This window comes from Pseudomonas sp. ASL3, assembly GCF_056680425.1.
The window spans coordinates 3,924,490-3,940,376 of sequence record NZ_CM155281.1; the positions used below are offsets into that span (position 1 = coordinate 3,924,490).

Genomic DNA, 15,887 nt, shown 5'->3' on the forward strand with positions numbered 1-15,887 from the left:
TGTTTTTCGAACAAAAAGAAAGGCCGCTGCAAGATCCCTTGCAGCGGCCTTTTTATCGAGGCTTTTTACGCCTGACGACGATCAGGCAGACTTGCGACGATAGTCACGGTAGTTAGGCATCCAGAAGTTTCGTTCGATAGCGGTGAGCAGCATTTCGTCCGAGGTTTCCAGCGCCATGCCGTCTGCCTGAGCCTGCCTGGCCACGGCGAAGGCAATTTTCTTGCTGACGACCTGGATATCCTTGAGCGGCGGCAGCACCGCATCGCCCAGACCGGTGACCATTGGCGAACATTCCGCCAATGCGTTGGACGCGGCCATCAGCATCTTATCGGTGATTCTTGTGGCTTTGCTGGCGATGACGCCCAAGCCAATTCCCGGGAAAATATAAGAGTTGTTGCACTGGGCGATATGGACCGTGCGACCGTTGATCTCTACCGGTGCGAACGGACTGCCGGTGGCAACCAACGCATTGCCATCGGTCCAGCGCAAAATTTCTTCTGGCGTGGCTTCGACCTTCGAGGTTGGATTCGACATTGGCATCACCAACGGCTTGGCGCAATGCTTGTGCATCTCGCGGATAACCTGCTCGGTAAACAGGCCACGTTGCCCGGAAACACCAATCATGACGGTGGCGTTGGCATGGGTGACGACATCCAGCAGTTGCGGGAATGTCTCAGTACTCCAACCGGCTACATCGCTGTTTTTTTGCGCCAGACGTTGCTGGAAGTCCAGCAGACCGTCCATGTTCTCGGTCAGCAAGCCATGGCGGTCGACCATGAAGATGCGCTTACGCGCTTCGCTGTCGCTCAGCCCTTCAATCTTCATCGCCGCGATGATGTGCTCGGCGATGCCACAGCCCGCAGAACCGGCACCGACAAACACCACCACTTGCTCGCCAAGCGTCTGATCCTTGGCCTTGCAAGCGGCAAGCAACGTGCCCACCGCGACCGAAGCGGTACCCTGGATATCGTCGTTGAAGCAGCACAACTCGTCCCGGTACTTCTCCAGCAAAGGCATCGCATTGGACTGAGCGAAGTCTTCGAACTGCAGTAGCACTTCAGGCCAACGACGCTGTACGGCGTCGATGAACAGGGCGACGAATTCTTCGTACTCCTTGCCTGTTACACGCTCATGACGCCAGCCCATGTACATAGGGTCATCGAGCAATTCGCGGTTGTTGGTACCGACGTCGAGCACGATCGGCAGAGTGTAGGCCGGGCTGATCCCGCCGCACGCGGTGTAGAGGGACAATTTACCGATCGGAATACCCATGCCGCCGATGCCCTGGTCACCCAGCCCCAGGATGCGTTCGCTATCGGTGACCACGATGATCTTGATTTGGTCCTTGGTCGCACTGCGCAGAATGTCGTCGATACGATCGCGTTCCGGATACGAAATAAACAATCCGCGATGGGTGCGATAGATTTTCGAGAATTCCTGGCAAGCCTGACCAACCGTGGGGGTGTAGATGATCGGCAGCATTTCGTCGAGGTGCGAATCGAGCAGACGGAAGAACAACGTCTCGTTGTTGTCCTGAATCGAGCGCAGGTAGATGTGTTTGTCGAGATCGCTGGCGCATTGCTTGTACTGGCTAAAGACCCGCTCCACTTGCTCTTCGATCGTTTCCACGTTCTGTGGCAGCAACCCGATCAGGTTGAACTCGACCCTTTCCTGCGGCGTGAAGGCGCTGCCCTTGTTCAGCAGGGGCATCTCCAGCAGCGAAGGGCCAGCGTAAGAAATATATAAAGGACGCGAGGTTTTGGTCATTTTCAGTGATCGCCTTTTTCGTTTTACTCTGAAATTTCGAGATGAAACCGAGGCGGGCAGCCGGAACTTGTTGTTGTAATCGACAGTTCTCTATTCAGGCCCGTCCCAGCGACCTCGACGAGCGAGATCGCGTTGCTATCTTACTCGCGCTGAGGCCCAAAGCGGCACCTGTCGTTCATCGTACGACTGGAATACGACTAATGTGTGGCTGGGGGTGGTGAAATCTGGAGTGACAACGGCGAATCATTTAGCAATTCAGCGCTGGAATCCATCGCCTCCAGATCCACACCTGTCGCGTCAGGCAAGCAGAGCGCGGCGAGGAAGCCGATCAGATACGAGCCAATGGCGAACGAGCCCATGGCGATTCCGAGGTCCATGTGGCCGGAGGCGAAACCGACGGCCGCCGGCATGATCGAGCCGAATCCACGTCCAAAACTGGTGCAGAAACCGGCGCCGTTTGCACGAATACGGGTGGGGTACAGCTCTGAAAACGCCAGCGGCAGGCCGGACGCCAGACCACCTTGGAACGCCCCCAACAAAAGCCCGAGACCGAGAAGGATCGACAGGTCGATGTGGGCGAACATATAGATCGAAACGACGATTGCTTGAGAGACGAGAAACAGCATGAAGGTCTTGCCACGTCCAATCTTGTCGCTGATCAAACCGTAAACAAAAGGCCCCAACAGCGAACCTGCAATGTTCACCGCCAAATAACCTGAGGTCGAGGCAATCGGCAGGCCCAGGGTCATGCGCATGTAGGTCGGCAACCAGGTGATCATGATGTAGGCCCCGCCAAAAATACCACTCGCCAAGACAGTGCTGATCAGCGTCACGCGGCGATGCTCCGCGGTGAAAATACTACGGATATCTATTTTTCTGGATTGGCTGCTGACCTTGGTGAACGCTTCGGACTCTGGCACCAGGCGACGGATGAACCAGACCAGCAGCGCCGGCAACAGACCGATAGCGAAGAAGGCGCGCCACGCGATGTCTTCAGGCAGAAAGTAGAAAACCACCGGCATCGCCGCCAGAGAGATGGCATAGCCTACGGCGTAACCGCTTTGCACTGACGCCGCGACACGGCCGCGCAACGCGGGTTTGATCGCTTCGCTGATCAAGACGGCGCCCACCACCGCTTCACCGCCGTAGCCCACACCCTGCAGAAACCGCACCGGCAGGAAGGCCCAGAAGCTGCTGCAAAAAGCAGCCATGAAGGTAAAGGTCGCGACCCACAAGACCGTACCTTGCATCACCTTGATCCGGCCATAGCGGTCGGCCAGCATTCCGGCACCCCAGCCGCCCACAGCGCTGCCGATCAACGCCACCGAACCGAGCATGCCTGCATCGGATTTGCTCAGACTCAACACCGTTAGCAGTACGGGCATCATCAGTGCGTAAATGGTCGAGTCCATGGAGTCGAGGGTGAAACCACCGAAGCACGCCCAATAGGTACGCTTCTCTTTCGGTGTCAAATCCGAATACCAGCCTAATCGCATACATCACCTGTGTTGTTTTTATAGGGTATGAATCTTCAGCTCATCCTAACTGTCACAGGCGATTCGCTCGGCTCGAAAAACTTAACGACGTATCGTTTTTATTTATATCCATCCGTTGAAGATCTAGCCGATTCGTCGCGCATCAATCGGCTAGCGGGCCCGTCCATACGGACCGAGGTATGCAAACCTGACCATCGAATAACAGCCTCGCGGTTCGCAGCAGCCCGCAACGGGTGACGGACCCGTTCTCTATGGTCAAGGCGACGGTGAACTCGCCGATGGGATGCTCCACCGATAATTGGACAGGCTGACTCGACGGCAGACGCACCAGCCCGTGGGCGACAGAACCTTTGATCAGGCACGCAGACGCCACGCTCACCGCCGCGAAGACGCCGATGGAAGCATGGCAACGATGAGGAATGAAGGTGCGACTGCTGATCGCGCCGTCGGCAACCGGTTCGGCGATCAGGCACATTTTCGGCACGCTGCGATGGGTAACGTCGCCCAGGTTCATCAAGGGGCCTGCCTGCAGACGAATGGATTCGATCGAGGCCTTGAGCTCCTCGTCCGCCTCCAATTGCTCGCGCCGCTCATACCCCGTAAGGCCCAAGTCCACCGCACGTATCAGGACCACGGGCATGCCGTTGTCGATGCAGGTCACGTCAATCCCATCGAAGCGATCCAGTGTATGACCTGTGGGCAACAAAGCCCCGCAACTGGAGCCGGCAATGTCGTCGAACTCCACCACGATCGGCGCGGCGCTACCGGGTACTCCGTCGATATGAGCCTGACCGTCATAACGGACTTCACCGCCGGGAGTCTGGACGACAGCCGTGGCGGTTTGCCGGGTGTTTTCCATATAGATCCGGACACGGGTGACGTCGCCTGTCGCCCTGACCAGCCCCCGTTCCAAAGCAAAAGGGCCGACGCCTGCCAGGATATTGCCGCAATTCTGACCGTAGTCGACCCGAGGCAGATCCACGCCAACCTGGGCGAACAAATAATCGACATCGACACCCGGACGCACCGAACGACCGATGATTGCGACCTTGCTGGTCAGGCTGTCAGCGCCGCCCAAGCCATCAATTTGCCGAGCGTCAGGCGACCCCATGGCGGCCAGCAACACCTGATCGAGCAGCCCCCGCTCCGAGGGCAAATCCTCCCTCAGGAAATACGCACCTTTGGACGTACCACCGCGCATCATCAGGCAAGGAATGCGGGTCTGAGTCATGTTCAGTCTTCCAGTTGATCGAGGCTCTCAAGGTATATCAGGCCCTTCTCCGCCAAGCGAGGACGCATGTTGTAGATGTCCAGGCCCAACTCGCCATTAGCCAGTCGCACACGCTTCTGCTCCTCCAGTTCGGCGCGTTTACGGCTGCTGGCGATAACGGCCGGCAACTCCTGACGACGAACAATCACCACGCCGTCGTCGTCAGCCAACACTACGTCGCCGGGATTGACCAACTGACCGGCACACACCACGGGAATATTGACCGAGCCCAGGGTCTCTTTGATGGTGCCTTGGGCATGAACAGCCTTGGACCAGACCGAGAACCCCATCTCACGCAGGGTTTTGCTGTCACGAACCCCGGCATCGAGCACCAGCCCGTGTACGCCCCGGGCCTGCAATGAAGTGGCGAGCAAGTCGCCGAAATAGCCGTCACTGCACGGCGAACTGGGCGCGACCACCAGGATATCGCCGGGCTGACACTGCTCCACCGCCACATGAAACATCCAGTTATCGCCGGGAGCGACCAACACCGTGATCGCCGTCCCGCTGATGCAGCGGTCTTGCTGGATCGGACGAATGAAGGGCGCCAGCAGACCTTTTCGGCCTTGGGCTTCATGAACGGTGGCGACGCCGTAGCGCTGCAGTTCGTCGATCAAGTCTGCGTCAGCCCGGGGAATGTTGCGGACTACTACGCCGGTTCTTCCTACAGCGCTCATCCCAGATTCTCCGTCACCCGAGGGAAGATGCTCTGATAGCCCTCGGCGTAAATAATGTTCTTGCTCGACGTGATACCGATATTGCGTTTGGCCTGCACGCCGCGCTGCAGAGCAACGCGTGTGTAGTACTCCCAAAGGTGCTCCTGGCCCGCCATGCACTGGATGGCCGCGTATTTCTTGTCCCAGACATCGGTGATGTCCAGCAACACGTCTGGCTTCCAGTCGCACTGCTCGGGCTGATGCGGTTCAAAGCTATACACAGGCGGCGCGCCGACGATTTTCTCGCCCGGCTTGTAACCTTCGGCCTGAGCGATAATCCGCGCTTCCTGGGTCAGCTGCATCGCCAGCGGATGGTCATAGTTGTAGGGATCTTTCAGGGAGTGGCTGAGGACGAACTCCGGCTTAATCCTGCGAAAAACATCGGCCAGACGGAACAAGGTTTCCTTGTCCGCACGCATCGGGTAATCGCCGATATCAAAAAACTCGATCGTCGCGCCGAGGATATCAGCGGCGGCCTGAGCTTCTTCACGACGAGCGGCTTTGACCTTGTCTTCGTTCATTTCACCCTTGCGCCAAAGCTTGGCCGACTCGCCCCGCTCACCGAACGAAAGGCAGACGATATGCACCCCGTAACCTTGACTGGCGTGCAATGCAATTGAACCTCCTGCACGCCAAACGAAGTCGGCGGAGTGGGCACTCACGACGAGGGCGGTTTTTGCAATAGTGGTAGTCATGCTGGATCGGACTCGCTCTTTTATTTAAATCGATGCTGGCATGGATGCCCTTGAGCGAGTAATGCGTTCAATTGCTGCTGGTATACTTTTTATTTATCGGCGCTTGATCAACGGCCGTCAGCCTGCGCACGAGAGAAGTTGAATGTCATCGTCTGAATTGCCTAATCTGATGCAGATCCGCGCCTTCGTTCGGGTGGCTGAGCATGGCAGTGTCTCCAAAGCATCCGACGTGTTGCTGCGCGCTCAATCAGTGGTGACCCGTTCCATTCGCGACCTTGAATTGCGTCTGAATAACCCTCTGTTCGAGCGGCACGCCAGCGGCATGTTGTTAACGCCTTACGGTAAATGCATCCTGGCCAGAGCCCGGCGCGTCCTGGTGGAGCTGGAAGGCATCCCTGCCCTGCTTGGACATCCGTCGCACCCTTTTCACGAGCCGCTGTATCTGCTGAATACCCGGCGCCTGGAAGTTTTCGTAAAACTCTGCGAAACCCAGCACATGCAGACAGTCGCCAATGCCTTCCAACTGACTCAACCCGCAATCAGTGCGGCGCTGAAGGTACTGGAGGGCGGCACCGGAAAAGTACTGTTCGAACGCACCGCGCGTGGATTGATACCCACCCGCGCCAGCAACGAAATCCTCTATCCGATTCGTCGGGCACTGAATGAACTGCGCCATCTGGATGCCGATATCGCTGCACTCAAGGGATCGCTGCAAGGCGTCGTCCGGGTGGGCGCGCTGCCGCTGGGGCGCACCCGTATATTGCCCGAGGCGATCGTACGCTTGCTGGCAGAGCATCCCGGCGTGCAGGTCTCGACCAATGAAAGCCCGTTCAACCTGCTGGCTCTGGAACTGCGCGCCGGGGACATCGACTTTGTATTTGGCGCACTGCGTCCAGCCGACTACGCCAGCGACCTGCATGGCGAAGCCTTGATGACCGAGGAGATGGTGATTCTGGTGCGGCGTGGCCATCCCCTGCTGGGTCAGGAGGTGACGACTCAGGACCTTATCCAGGCCCGCTGGGTTCTACCCCGCGCCAACAGCCCTGCGCGGATTCTGCTGGATGCACATTTCAACCAATTAGGCAGTGAACCGCCAATACCCATGGTGGAAACCGGTGACCTGGCGATCATCCGTGGATTACTCATGCGCTCGGACATGTTGGCGGTGGTATCTGAACACCAACTGGAATACGAAATTGCCTCGGGGGAATTTCAGCAATTGCCGGTGCCGCTGGGCGACACGGGTCGGCCGATAGGGTTGATCTACCGTACTAATGGCCTGCACTCGCCGACAGCCGAGGCGCTGATTGAGCATATTCGGACGGTTATCGGGTGATGGGGCAACCTCAGGTCACCCTGCAGAAACGAAAAAGCCCCCGTCATCTCACGATGATGGGGGCTTTTCGTTATTCAATAATGGCGGAGAGATAGGGACTCACCATACATTACCGCCAACCCCTTTAACCACGTAGATACGGGGCTTTCAGCTCGAATAGTAGTACAATTGAGTAGTACAATTCATTGTATCACTCGCATCTTACCGTGGCGTGCCAATGGCTGACAATTTAATACAAAAGAAAGGCGAATCCACTTGGTACGTCCGGCTGGCAGTCCCTGCTGACGTGCGAAAAGCCATGGGCGGAAAGGCCGTTTTGATCCAGTCGCTGAAAACTGGCTTACGACATGAGGCAATGGAACGTCGCCTGAGGGTACTCGCTGACTGGAGAGCTCAGATTGCTGCTGCAAGAACAGGTAAGCCACTCCCAGATGGCTGGCAGGAGGACGTTATCTCCGCCATTGAAGGTGTTGAGACACTGGTTCAGAGCCATAAAAGAGGGCTGATTGGGGAATCGGTCCCGCCGCTACCGGCCATCAATCCTGAAATCGAGGCAAGGATGCGAGGCAACCCACGATTCGTCGCAGCCTTTGAGGCGTTTGCTAAGGAACGGCTGAACGATGGTTTTGAGGGAAAACTCAAGCTCTATGACGAACTCAGCCAAGGGCTGACGTCGATAATCCCGAAACTCCTCGCCAGTCGCCACAACCTCTCGGCCAGCCAGCAACAGGAAGTCAGCGCTGTAGTTACTGATCCCAAGGGGTACAGACAGAAATCTCCAATTACCACTGCCCGTCTGGAGACATTCAGGACTTACCGGGTGGGCAGACTCGTTGCCCCGAAGACCATTGACCAGCAAGAATCGAAGCTCGATAAACTTTCCAAGTATCTCACCAGCAACGGCCTTGTCCTTGACTACGACGCAGTGTCGTCTTGGCTGGACTCGCTCAAACTGAGTAGCAAAACCCTCACCCAGTATCTTCTGGCCGGGAGCCAGTTTTGGAAATGGGCAACGAAGCATGACGCCCGTTGGCGGCAGGACTTCAAAGACAAGGTTAATCCGTTTGAGAACCACGATCTGCCTCAAACGAAGGGCAAGGCTAAGAACGACGCACAACGGAAAGATTTCACGCTTGAAGAGATTGCCAAGCTCCACTCCGCTGCACTTGCAGAAGATCACACTGTATTGGCGGACTTGATTCTGTTGGGTACGTACACGGGTGCCCGCATTGAAGAGATCTGCCAGCTACGGACTGAAAACGTGATCACCGTCGATGGTGTCCAAAGTCTCGATATCGTGGACTCGAAAACCACCGCAGGTATCAGACAAGTACCAACACACCCTGCCCTCGCTAGTCTCGTGAACCGACTCAAGGCCGAGTCTAAAGATGGCTACCTTGTGTCTACTGCCAGCGACAATAAGTACGGCATACGGTCAGACGCACTTTCCAAAGCATTTGGCAGACTCAAGACCACACAGGGTTTCGGACCGCTGCACGTATTCCACAGCATCCGAAAAACCGTTATCACGCAGCTTGTCCGGGCTGACGTACCGGGTACGCTGATTGCTGAACTGGTAGGCCATGAGACTGGGACGGTGACGTTCGACGTGTACAGCAAAGGGGCGAGCGCCCAACAGAAGTTCGACGCGATTTCGAAGTTTCCCCTATTGAATCTGTCGGCTTAATCGCCAGCGTCGTGTTCGCAATTAATCAAAGCTGGTTTACAGCGAACTGTTCTGATTACCCGTCAATGACGGAGCTAGTCTTAGCTGATCACCAAGGAGGCTGACTGTCATGAACGACGATAAAGCGTACCAACTGAAACAAGCACTGGTCATTGTCCTATCCACCGCTGCAAGCATGGGTGTTGATCTCGACTCTTTATGTCAGGAAGCAAGCAACGCCCTGACTGCCGATGATCGCCCTAACTGGGTGGATGACTCACAGGCTCAGGGGTCCATTGAGCAGATTGATCGGTGCAAAGACTTGGCAATTGGCTTTTGAGCGTTATCCCATAGCCGCCCATCGTCCTGCCCTTGAGCGAATCCCACCTCCAGACGTACTGTATATGCATACAGGCCTCTGACTGAATGGTGGGTGTGGCAATGGAAAACGATTTGATTGACGATGATGGGTTTGGCGAGCTAGGCATTCCTAGCCCTCTGGAAATGTTCCGGCAGCAAACCCACCTCTTGATCGGTGAGGTGAACGACCTTGAGCGGGAGTTGCGACAGGCTCGGTTGAACATGTCGAAGGTGATCACCATGCACTCAGACGCCACCAAGGAAAGGGACGGGCTGAAGCTGGAACTGGATCGGGTGCGGTGGCAACTGTCAGACGCCAACCTTGAGCTGAGCAGGGTCGCCACATCGAAGCTGAACGCCTACGCTGGCGCTCACAACTACGGGAACAGTGATTAGTCCCAGGACGAACGAGTGATGTGATGGCGGTGGGCCACAACCGCCGGTAATATGGCCGGCTCACTCAGAGGGGTACAGCATGAAGAAAATGATTGCAGCAGTATTGTCCCTAATAAGCCTGTCTGGTACTGCTGCTGATTACAGTGTGCCGGAAGAACATTGGAAATTCATGGAAGGGTACAAATACGAGTATCCAAACTGTTCAGTGGCATGGAGTGGTAGAACGGCCACATTCCTCACCAGTGGTAACGGGTGCGATAATATTAGCTCTGGGAAAATGGAAGCGGACGCCCTTAGGTCGATTGATTACGTCAAGAAGAACAGCAGCGCCTCCAATTTCCTTGACTATTACACTCTGATTGAGCAGGCAAATCGGCAGTATAGCGTATATGAAGCTAACCAAGATGCTCAGATTATATGGGCATCGGGCTGTTCAGATTTCAAGAATGGTCTGAATGATGGAGACTTCAGCAAGTGGTACAATATGCAAATTACCGTTGATAAGTATTCCAAAATTAAGAGGGTTTCCGTAGTCAAGTTGTACGCGGATGGTTGGGGAACAGCACGCCTAATGAACGGCGTTATCAATTGTAATGATTTTGCTCCATATCGTGCGAAAGACTACGTGTCTGGTGTCGACATCAGGAATGGGCACTGAAGCACAAAGCCAGCCACGTAGCAGAGAAGCCGGGCGAAGAGATCGCAGCAAAATATTTTGCCACGGTAAGGCGCTCATCAGGGCGCGAGAATGGATCACCTCCCAAATTTTCGGGAGGTAATATCTGGTCACGAAACCAGTCCCGCCGCCCAGGAACAGACTGCGCGTAATCGGCGATCAAACTGTCTGGTCTGAAAAGTAATCTGGGGCACTTGTGCACGGAACACTCGGTTCTCAAAGATGGGATGAGTGAAATCCGCTGGCCCTCAGTGTAAGACTAAGCAAATACAAAGTAATCTGAGAGGCTGTATGAGGCGCCCAGAGCATCGATAGCGTGCAGCAACCTTTTATGCCACACATATCCTTTCAATCAGCCCTATGCGTCACTACAGGCCGTCTCAGCACTCTTCGCCACTCGTTGCACTGTAGAGGCAGCGCAGCCAACAGTCGTCGCAGTCTTACGAAGAGACATACCACTGGCAAGGCAGTGTTTGATACGAGCGTGAAGTACCTCATCGGTCTTACGTCCCTTATACACGCCATTGTCCTTGGCCTTCTCAATGCCCTGTTCCTGACGGCGTCGACGATCCTCATAGTCTTTACGAGCGACAGCAGCCAGCATATCTAACAGCATGGCATTGATCGCACCAAGCATACGGCCAGTGAAGTCGTCACCAGCGATGGCGGGCTTCATAGCGGTATGGCTGGTGGGCAGGTCCAGCGCTACGACCAACACACCTCTGGCCTGTAGCTGGGCACGAAGCTTCAGCCAATCGGATTCATTCAGGCGAGCCAGACGGTCCACCTGTTCAACCAAGAGAATGTCGCCCGGCTCGCAATCATCCAGCAGGCGGAACAGCTCTGGACGCTGAAGCTTGGCGCCGGACTCGTTCTCTACGTACCACGATGCCACCCGTTGACCATGCTCGGTAGCGAAAGCCTTCAACTGGTCTTTTGCACGGGTTGCGTCCTGCTCTGTGGTCGATGCTCTCAAATAGCCCCGGATGTACATTGCCAATCCCTCTGTACCGTTTTGGATGTACTCATGATAGGTGTGCTGGTTAGGGTTAGTAAAGCTGTATTTTCGGTACAGCCTAGGAGGCCGATAGACGGTACTCTCTGGGGTATACCCATATCGGTATGGAAATTCATCCTTCTGCGGCGCCAGACTTGTTTACTTCTTTGATAGTGGATTTAAGAGTGCGGACAGGCAGCGGAGTCGATAATCACCGGACGGCATGATCTGCACATCCAAGAAATGGCGCTCGCCAAAAGAGGTGCTTTCCAGCGCCACGACATAACCGCAACGGATCAGCTCATCCATCAAGGCGACATCCCCAGTTTTTGTAACAGTCACGGCTCCCGCTGAAATCTTCTTCAGCAGCGCGTAATGACGCTTTTCTTGATCGTCCACGCTAGGTGCCTCTCTCAAGTTTTCCAAGAACATCGTTGCCTAGCGTGTCGGATGACCCTGACCGAGAAAAGAAAGTTCCGCGTAATCAGAGTCGAGACGAAGGAGCGCTCTACTCTGGATGTTTACTGTCGTATGGAGGTTGACATCGGCTCAGGGTGGTGGGCTGCTCACGTCTTGCACGAAATCGAGTCTGGAGGGTGAAACCTGCCAATCTGGTGCTGAAACGTACTGTTCAACGCTCCTACAGCGTTAAGCTTGGCAGAATTCACCATAACCCCCTGTAAATACTGGGCTTTGACGGTGTGTGCGGCGCCGGGGCCAAGTTGAACGAGTGATGGGCCTAATGGTTTACCTGAGTTAATACGGGGATATCCGTATGTTTCCGTGGGCACTGTCTAGATTGGCTGCCATCATGGATAATGGCCACAATCACTACTATAAGAACGGGAACGATGGGTATGAACGGATGGCAACGACTACGGGTTGTTTTGAGTGTATTGCTTGCATTGGTAATCGCCGCATTCAAAGTTCAATCATTCCCAACACAGCAACAGGCTGACTATGAACTAAAACAGAGCACTCAGAACTGGAGGGTTTGTGAGATGTTCCACGATAACAAGGAAGCCCAACCGAGTTACTGTGAAGGGTATCCGACAGAATACGTTGCAAAGTACCTAGGGGAACGAGAAGCGAAGTATAAAAACAGTCTCGATACACTGCTAGCCAGACAAGGTTTGTATGTTACAACAGCGGTGGTCCTCTGGGCTGGATTAAACCTTATCGCCTATCTGATCTTGATTACTTATAGGTGGGTGTATCGAGGCTTTCGCCCTAGACAGGTGTAGTGCCTCATCCTTGCCACTGCCCTACAGGGATAATGTCCTCGACTATTACAGGCTTGCATTGTTGGTTTAACTCATAACTTAAGAGCGTATGATTAATGAATGAAAGAATTATAAGGTCGAAATGGAGTATATTTGTTTGGATAAATGTGCTTTGGATACTTGGAACCATTGCTCTTGGGTATATAGCATTTACGTCTGACCCCCCAACAGGCAGCACTAAGCTAATTGAGTTGGCGAAAATAGTGTTTCTTTCCCTTGGGGGACTTGGTGTAATTCTACCGACTTACATAAGTGCGTTTAATGCTATTGAGGCGAGGAGTACGCAGATACTTGAAAATACTTTTCGACTGATAGAAAAGTGGGATGATCCGCTGATGTTTGCGGCGAGGAAATTTACAAGGGAGCTTAAGGCGGAGAAATCAAAGCTGAGTGATGATAGTTTGGTTGAGAAGATAGAAAACGATCAAGAGTTAAAGCAGTCCATAATTTTGGTTTTGAATTACTTTGATCAAATAAGAGTTTCGGAAAAAACCGGGCGGATTGATGCCGGGTTATTTAATCGGTCGCTTGGGCCCGTGATGCAAGACTATCATCATAGGTTTAGGCCGTATGTGGCTAAGCAAGGTGATAAGTATCTTGCAGATTGGGATGAGGTGCTTTCTTTGTCTAAGAAAACGTCATAGCTAGTGGCCCGTTTGTTTAGTTTATTTGTGTGTTTGAATTGGCGAGCTATCCGTGCGGGCCGCTAGTGTCGCACCATGGGGGCATATGTCTCGCCCCTTAAGTGTTTCCTGAATGCCAGGCTTTCGTTAGTACTCACCAGAGCCTTGGCTCTGAAGGTGGCACTGTCAAAGATAGCACCTATCTCTTATTTTGAATGATCATTATCAGAAATCTGTATTGTACTATCTTGAAGGATTACCATCAGGGCTCACGCCCTAAGGTTGCACACATCTTGATATTGAGCACAGAACGTAGTTCTAAGCTGAGCACTGTGAAGAGGCGATAGCCTTGAGGGGTAGCGGATAATATTGATGATAATCAATCCGCCCATACAAAGTTAGTACTACCTATGACCTTGCGGTCTTGTGCATAACCAATAAGATATAAATACAATCCAGCTTCGCTGTTGCCCTTGATCCTCTTCTTCGTGCAAGCCCCTCACGCTGGCGTGAGAACAGTGCCTTACTGAAGTAGTGCTTATTATAAAGTTGATTATTATTTGATATAATCATTATCATTCTCCCTGAAGGGATATCTGTTCATAGGCCAGCCTATGTGCAAACTCCTTGTAGGGAGGATCAAGGTCTTAATGGGCAGATTGATTATCATCAATTATATCTGCCTTACTACTTCAGGCTATCGCTTCTCTTACAAGGTATTCAGTCGTGAAGTATCCTTCACTGGAGTACTACTATAAGCTGTCGCTTACCGTGCAATTCCTTCGACGAATGTCGCCGAAGAAACTCCTTATTATAATAGGACTTTCTCGACCCCCTTGTATTACGTGGCTTGCAGCCAGATTCTTGCGTAACTTTTTATAAATACCTACGGGAGAACTACGGGAAGTTACGCAGCTATGGCGAGGCACTCGCCTGCATCAATCGTGCTACCTGCTTCAATATGCAGGGCGAGTGCCCTCACACTCTCTGGACGATACCACTCTCGGATATACCTTGCCTGTGTCGTGTCATGGCCTCGAAAGACCAATCGTGGATTCAAGGATAGTTTAATCTCGCCCTTACGGATGTTGCCATCCCGTGACGTGCAGACTCTGAGCATATTGGAATCCACCAAGACCCTCAGCTTCTTCATCAGGTTTGATTCAACAGTGCCCAGTGACTTTGCCAAGTTAGCCTGAGTCATAACGATGACGTTACGGTAGAGAACAATACCGTGCAGCTTCTCCAGCAAGCGTAGCTGTGGAATTGTAATGCGGCAGTCAACTCCAGTGCGTCGCCACTCTCCATGGGTATAGTCCACTTCATCATATAACGAGTGCAGCTCGTGAGCTGGTAGTTTACGTCGATCAACGAAGCCCAGATAGTCCTGGAGGTCGTCTGCACTTCGACACTTGCCAAGTTCACCTTGATAGCTGGCTGATCCAGTGAATAGTGATGGCTTGCTATCGTGTCCATGGATTTCACCAGTGCGTTCATCGATGATCAGGCCATCGACGCTGATGAAAGTGGTTCCGGTAATCGGAGGGTGTACGTCATGCATAGTGGGGCTCCTTGGTTAGTTCTGTTCAATAGGCAATTCCTCTCGGGTAGTGCCGGTTATGCAAACTTGTTTGTATTGTCTTGTCGATGGCTGTGCTTTGCCTGATTTCGATATTTACACCCCCGTATTCATTGGCTGAAACCCATGTAAAAACTCCCGCTCTGTAGGGTAGCTAGGGGTAGGACTTTTTATATGGATTTGGACCAGTAAATAGTGACTCTAGCTGCGAACCTGTAGTAGCTCAAGGAATGCAGGACTTACTTTCGCCAGCTCTCCGGCATCTACCTGTGTTCCGTTGCGGGACTTAAAATTTAGCAGCTTGTCGTACTTGGCTAGCATGGCGTTGGACACTCGAATTGCTCGAAGTTCCGCAGAGTCTTTCAGCTTGAAGCTCGATGTGATCAGCTTTGCGATCAGGTTGGATGCTTTGTGTATGACGAGATAGTTTGGCACTTTTATAAGCTCCTTATTTATTATGGTTTGGTTTTCACCTCTGTTGTTGCGGCTTTGATATTGTTGCCGCTTTGCTGCGTCATACCTGGCGGATTGCTGGTTAGGCGGGTCCGCCGATCACTGACATAGAACTCTGGCTGTTAGCAGTCTGCATCAGGCTAGGCCTGTGATTGGCCCTCGAAATGATAAAGGGCGTCGTTTAGCAGACGGTACAAGGCTCGAATAATCGCATCTGATTTTTCTGGTGTGACTACTTCAGGATGGGTCTTTAGGTGGATCATGTGTTGTCGGATGAAGGCTTGCTCTTCTTTTATTTCGGAGATGGAAGGCTCCTCATCTAAATAGTGGTAGTCCTGGTCGGAGCGGAGCTCCAAAGTACCGGTGCCGATGAGGATGTTATCGGCAATATTATGTTTGCCTTTAGCGTGGAGGTCGGCGATTAGTTCGGCGATTTCGTTAAGTGCGGATGCTGTAGTGTGAAGCTCTTGCATATGATGTCTCCTTGTTCGATCGGGATATGGGCGTACCTTATAGGTAGTGCCAGTTTGGTTTTTGAAACGATAGCCAGCCAGCAGCCTCCGCAGTAATGCGG

The 15,887-nt window shown here is 53.3% G+C and carries 16 protein-coding genes; 6 read left to right on the forward strand and 10 right to left on the reverse strand.

The window, feature by feature from the left end; genetic code table 11:
- Nucleotides 1-81: 81 nt before the first annotated feature.
- The 5 genes from AC1MEE_RS18190 to galB all read right to left on the reverse strand — a co-directional run bounded on the left by AC1MEE_RS18190 (nt 82) and on the right by galB (nt 5,944).
- Complete coding sequence (locus AC1MEE_RS18190; protein WP_480410980.1) at nt 82-1,767, reverse strand: NAD-dependent malic enzyme; 1,686 nt, start codon at nt 1,765-1,767, stop codon at nt 82-84.
- Between the two features lie 197 nt (nt 1,768-1,964).
- A complete protein-coding gene (locus tag AC1MEE_RS18195; RefSeq protein WP_480410981.1) occupies nt 1,965-3,263 on the reverse strand; it encodes an MFS transporter in 1,299 nt (432 codons plus the stop codon).
- A 142-nt stretch (nt 3,264-3,405) separates the two neighbouring features.
- Nucleotides 3,406-4,494, reverse strand: coding sequence for a 4-oxalomesaconate tautomerase (locus AC1MEE_RS18200; RefSeq protein WP_480410982.1), 1,089 nt, complete (start codon nt 4,492-4,494; stop codon nt 3,406-3,408).
- A 2-nt stretch (nt 4,495-4,496) separates the two neighbouring features.
- Complete coding sequence (locus AC1MEE_RS18205) at nt 4,497-5,210, reverse strand: 4-carboxy-4-hydroxy-2-oxoadipate aldolase/oxaloacetate decarboxylase (protein WP_480410983.1); 714 nt, start codon at nt 5,208-5,210, stop codon at nt 4,497-4,499.
- The gene (gene galB, locus AC1MEE_RS18210; protein WP_480410984.1) at nt 5,207-5,944 is read right to left on the reverse strand and encodes a 4-oxalmesaconate hydratase; all 738 of its coding nucleotides are present in this window, start codon (nt 5,942-5,944) and stop codon (nt 5,207-5,209) included. The genes AC1MEE_RS18205 and galB overlap by 4 nt, the downstream gene beginning before the upstream one ends.
- Before the next feature lie 142 nt (nt 5,945-6,086).
- On the opposite strand from galB, the gene AC1MEE_RS18215 reads away from it, so the two are divergent.
- The 5 genes from AC1MEE_RS18215 to AC1MEE_RS18235 all read left to right on the forward strand — a co-directional run bounded on the left by AC1MEE_RS18215 (nt 6,087) and on the right by AC1MEE_RS18235 (nt 10,360).
- Entirely contained in the window at nt 6,087-7,280 is a 1,194-nt protein-coding gene (locus tag AC1MEE_RS18215; protein WP_480410985.1) for a LysR family transcriptional regulator, read from the forward strand.
- Nucleotides 7,281-7,497: 217 nt separating this feature from the next.
- Nucleotides 7,498-8,967: a tyrosine-type recombinase/integrase gene (locus AC1MEE_RS18220; RefSeq protein ID WP_480410986.1), complete on the forward strand. Its 1,470-nt coding sequence runs from the start codon at nt 7,498-7,500 to the stop codon at nt 8,965-8,967.
- 109 nt (nt 8,968-9,076) lie between these two features.
- The gene (locus AC1MEE_RS18225) at nt 9,077-9,286 is read left to right on the forward strand and encodes a hypothetical protein (RefSeq protein WP_480410987.1); all 210 of its coding nucleotides are present in this window, start codon (nt 9,077-9,079) and stop codon (nt 9,284-9,286) included.
- Nucleotides 9,287-9,387: 101 nt separating this feature from the next.
- Nucleotides 9,388-9,702 carry a hypothetical protein gene (locus AC1MEE_RS18230; RefSeq protein ID WP_480410988.1) on the forward strand — a complete coding sequence of 105 codons (315 nt, stop codon included), beginning with the start codon at nt 9,388-9,390 and terminating at the stop codon, nt 9,700-9,702.
- A 79-nt stretch (nt 9,703-9,781) separates the two neighbouring features.
- Complete coding sequence (locus AC1MEE_RS18235) at nt 9,782-10,360, forward strand: hypothetical protein (RefSeq protein ID WP_480410989.1); 579 nt, start codon at nt 9,782-9,784, stop codon at nt 10,358-10,360.
- 376 nt (nt 10,361-10,736) lie between these two features.
- On the opposite strand, the gene AC1MEE_RS18240 is transcribed toward AC1MEE_RS18235, so the two are convergent.
- Both AC1MEE_RS18240 and AC1MEE_RS18245 read right to left on the reverse strand, forming a co-directional pair.
- Nucleotides 10,737-11,372 carry a recombinase family protein gene (locus tag AC1MEE_RS18240; protein ID WP_480410990.1) on the reverse strand — a complete coding sequence of 212 codons (636 nt, stop codon included), beginning with the start codon at nt 11,370-11,372 and terminating at the stop codon, nt 10,737-10,739.
- A gap of 162 nt (nt 11,373-11,534) precedes the next feature.
- Nucleotides 11,535-11,774, reverse strand: a complete 240-nt coding sequence (locus AC1MEE_RS18245) for a hypothetical protein (protein ID WP_480410991.1) — start codon at nt 11,772-11,774, stop codon at nt 11,535-11,537.
- Between the two features lie 940 nt (nt 11,775-12,714).
- On the opposite strand from AC1MEE_RS18245, the gene AC1MEE_RS18250 reads away from it, so the two are divergent.
- Nucleotides 12,715-13,302, forward strand: coding sequence for a DUF4760 domain-containing protein (locus AC1MEE_RS18250; protein WP_480410992.1), 588 nt, complete (start codon nt 12,715-12,717; stop codon nt 13,300-13,302).
- Nucleotides 13,303-14,188: 886 nt separating this feature from the next.
- On the opposite strand, the gene AC1MEE_RS18255 is transcribed toward AC1MEE_RS18250, so the two are convergent.
- The 3 genes from AC1MEE_RS18255 to AC1MEE_RS18265 form a co-directional block, all read right to left on the reverse strand.
- Nucleotides 14,189-14,842 carry a replication/maintenance protein RepL gene (locus AC1MEE_RS18255; RefSeq protein WP_480410993.1) on the reverse strand — a complete coding sequence of 218 codons (654 nt, stop codon included), beginning with the start codon at nt 14,840-14,842 and terminating at the stop codon, nt 14,189-14,191.
- A gap of 219 nt (nt 14,843-15,061) precedes the next feature.
- Nucleotides 15,062-15,295, reverse strand: coding sequence for a hypothetical protein (locus AC1MEE_RS18260; RefSeq protein WP_480410994.1), 234 nt, complete (start codon nt 15,293-15,295; stop codon nt 15,062-15,064).
- 158 nt (nt 15,296-15,453) lie between these two features.
- Nucleotides 15,454-15,786 carry a hypothetical protein gene (locus AC1MEE_RS18265; RefSeq protein WP_480410995.1) on the reverse strand — a complete coding sequence of 111 codons (333 nt, stop codon included), beginning with the start codon at nt 15,784-15,786 and terminating at the stop codon, nt 15,454-15,456.
- Nucleotides 15,787-15,887: the final 101 nt, after the last annotated feature.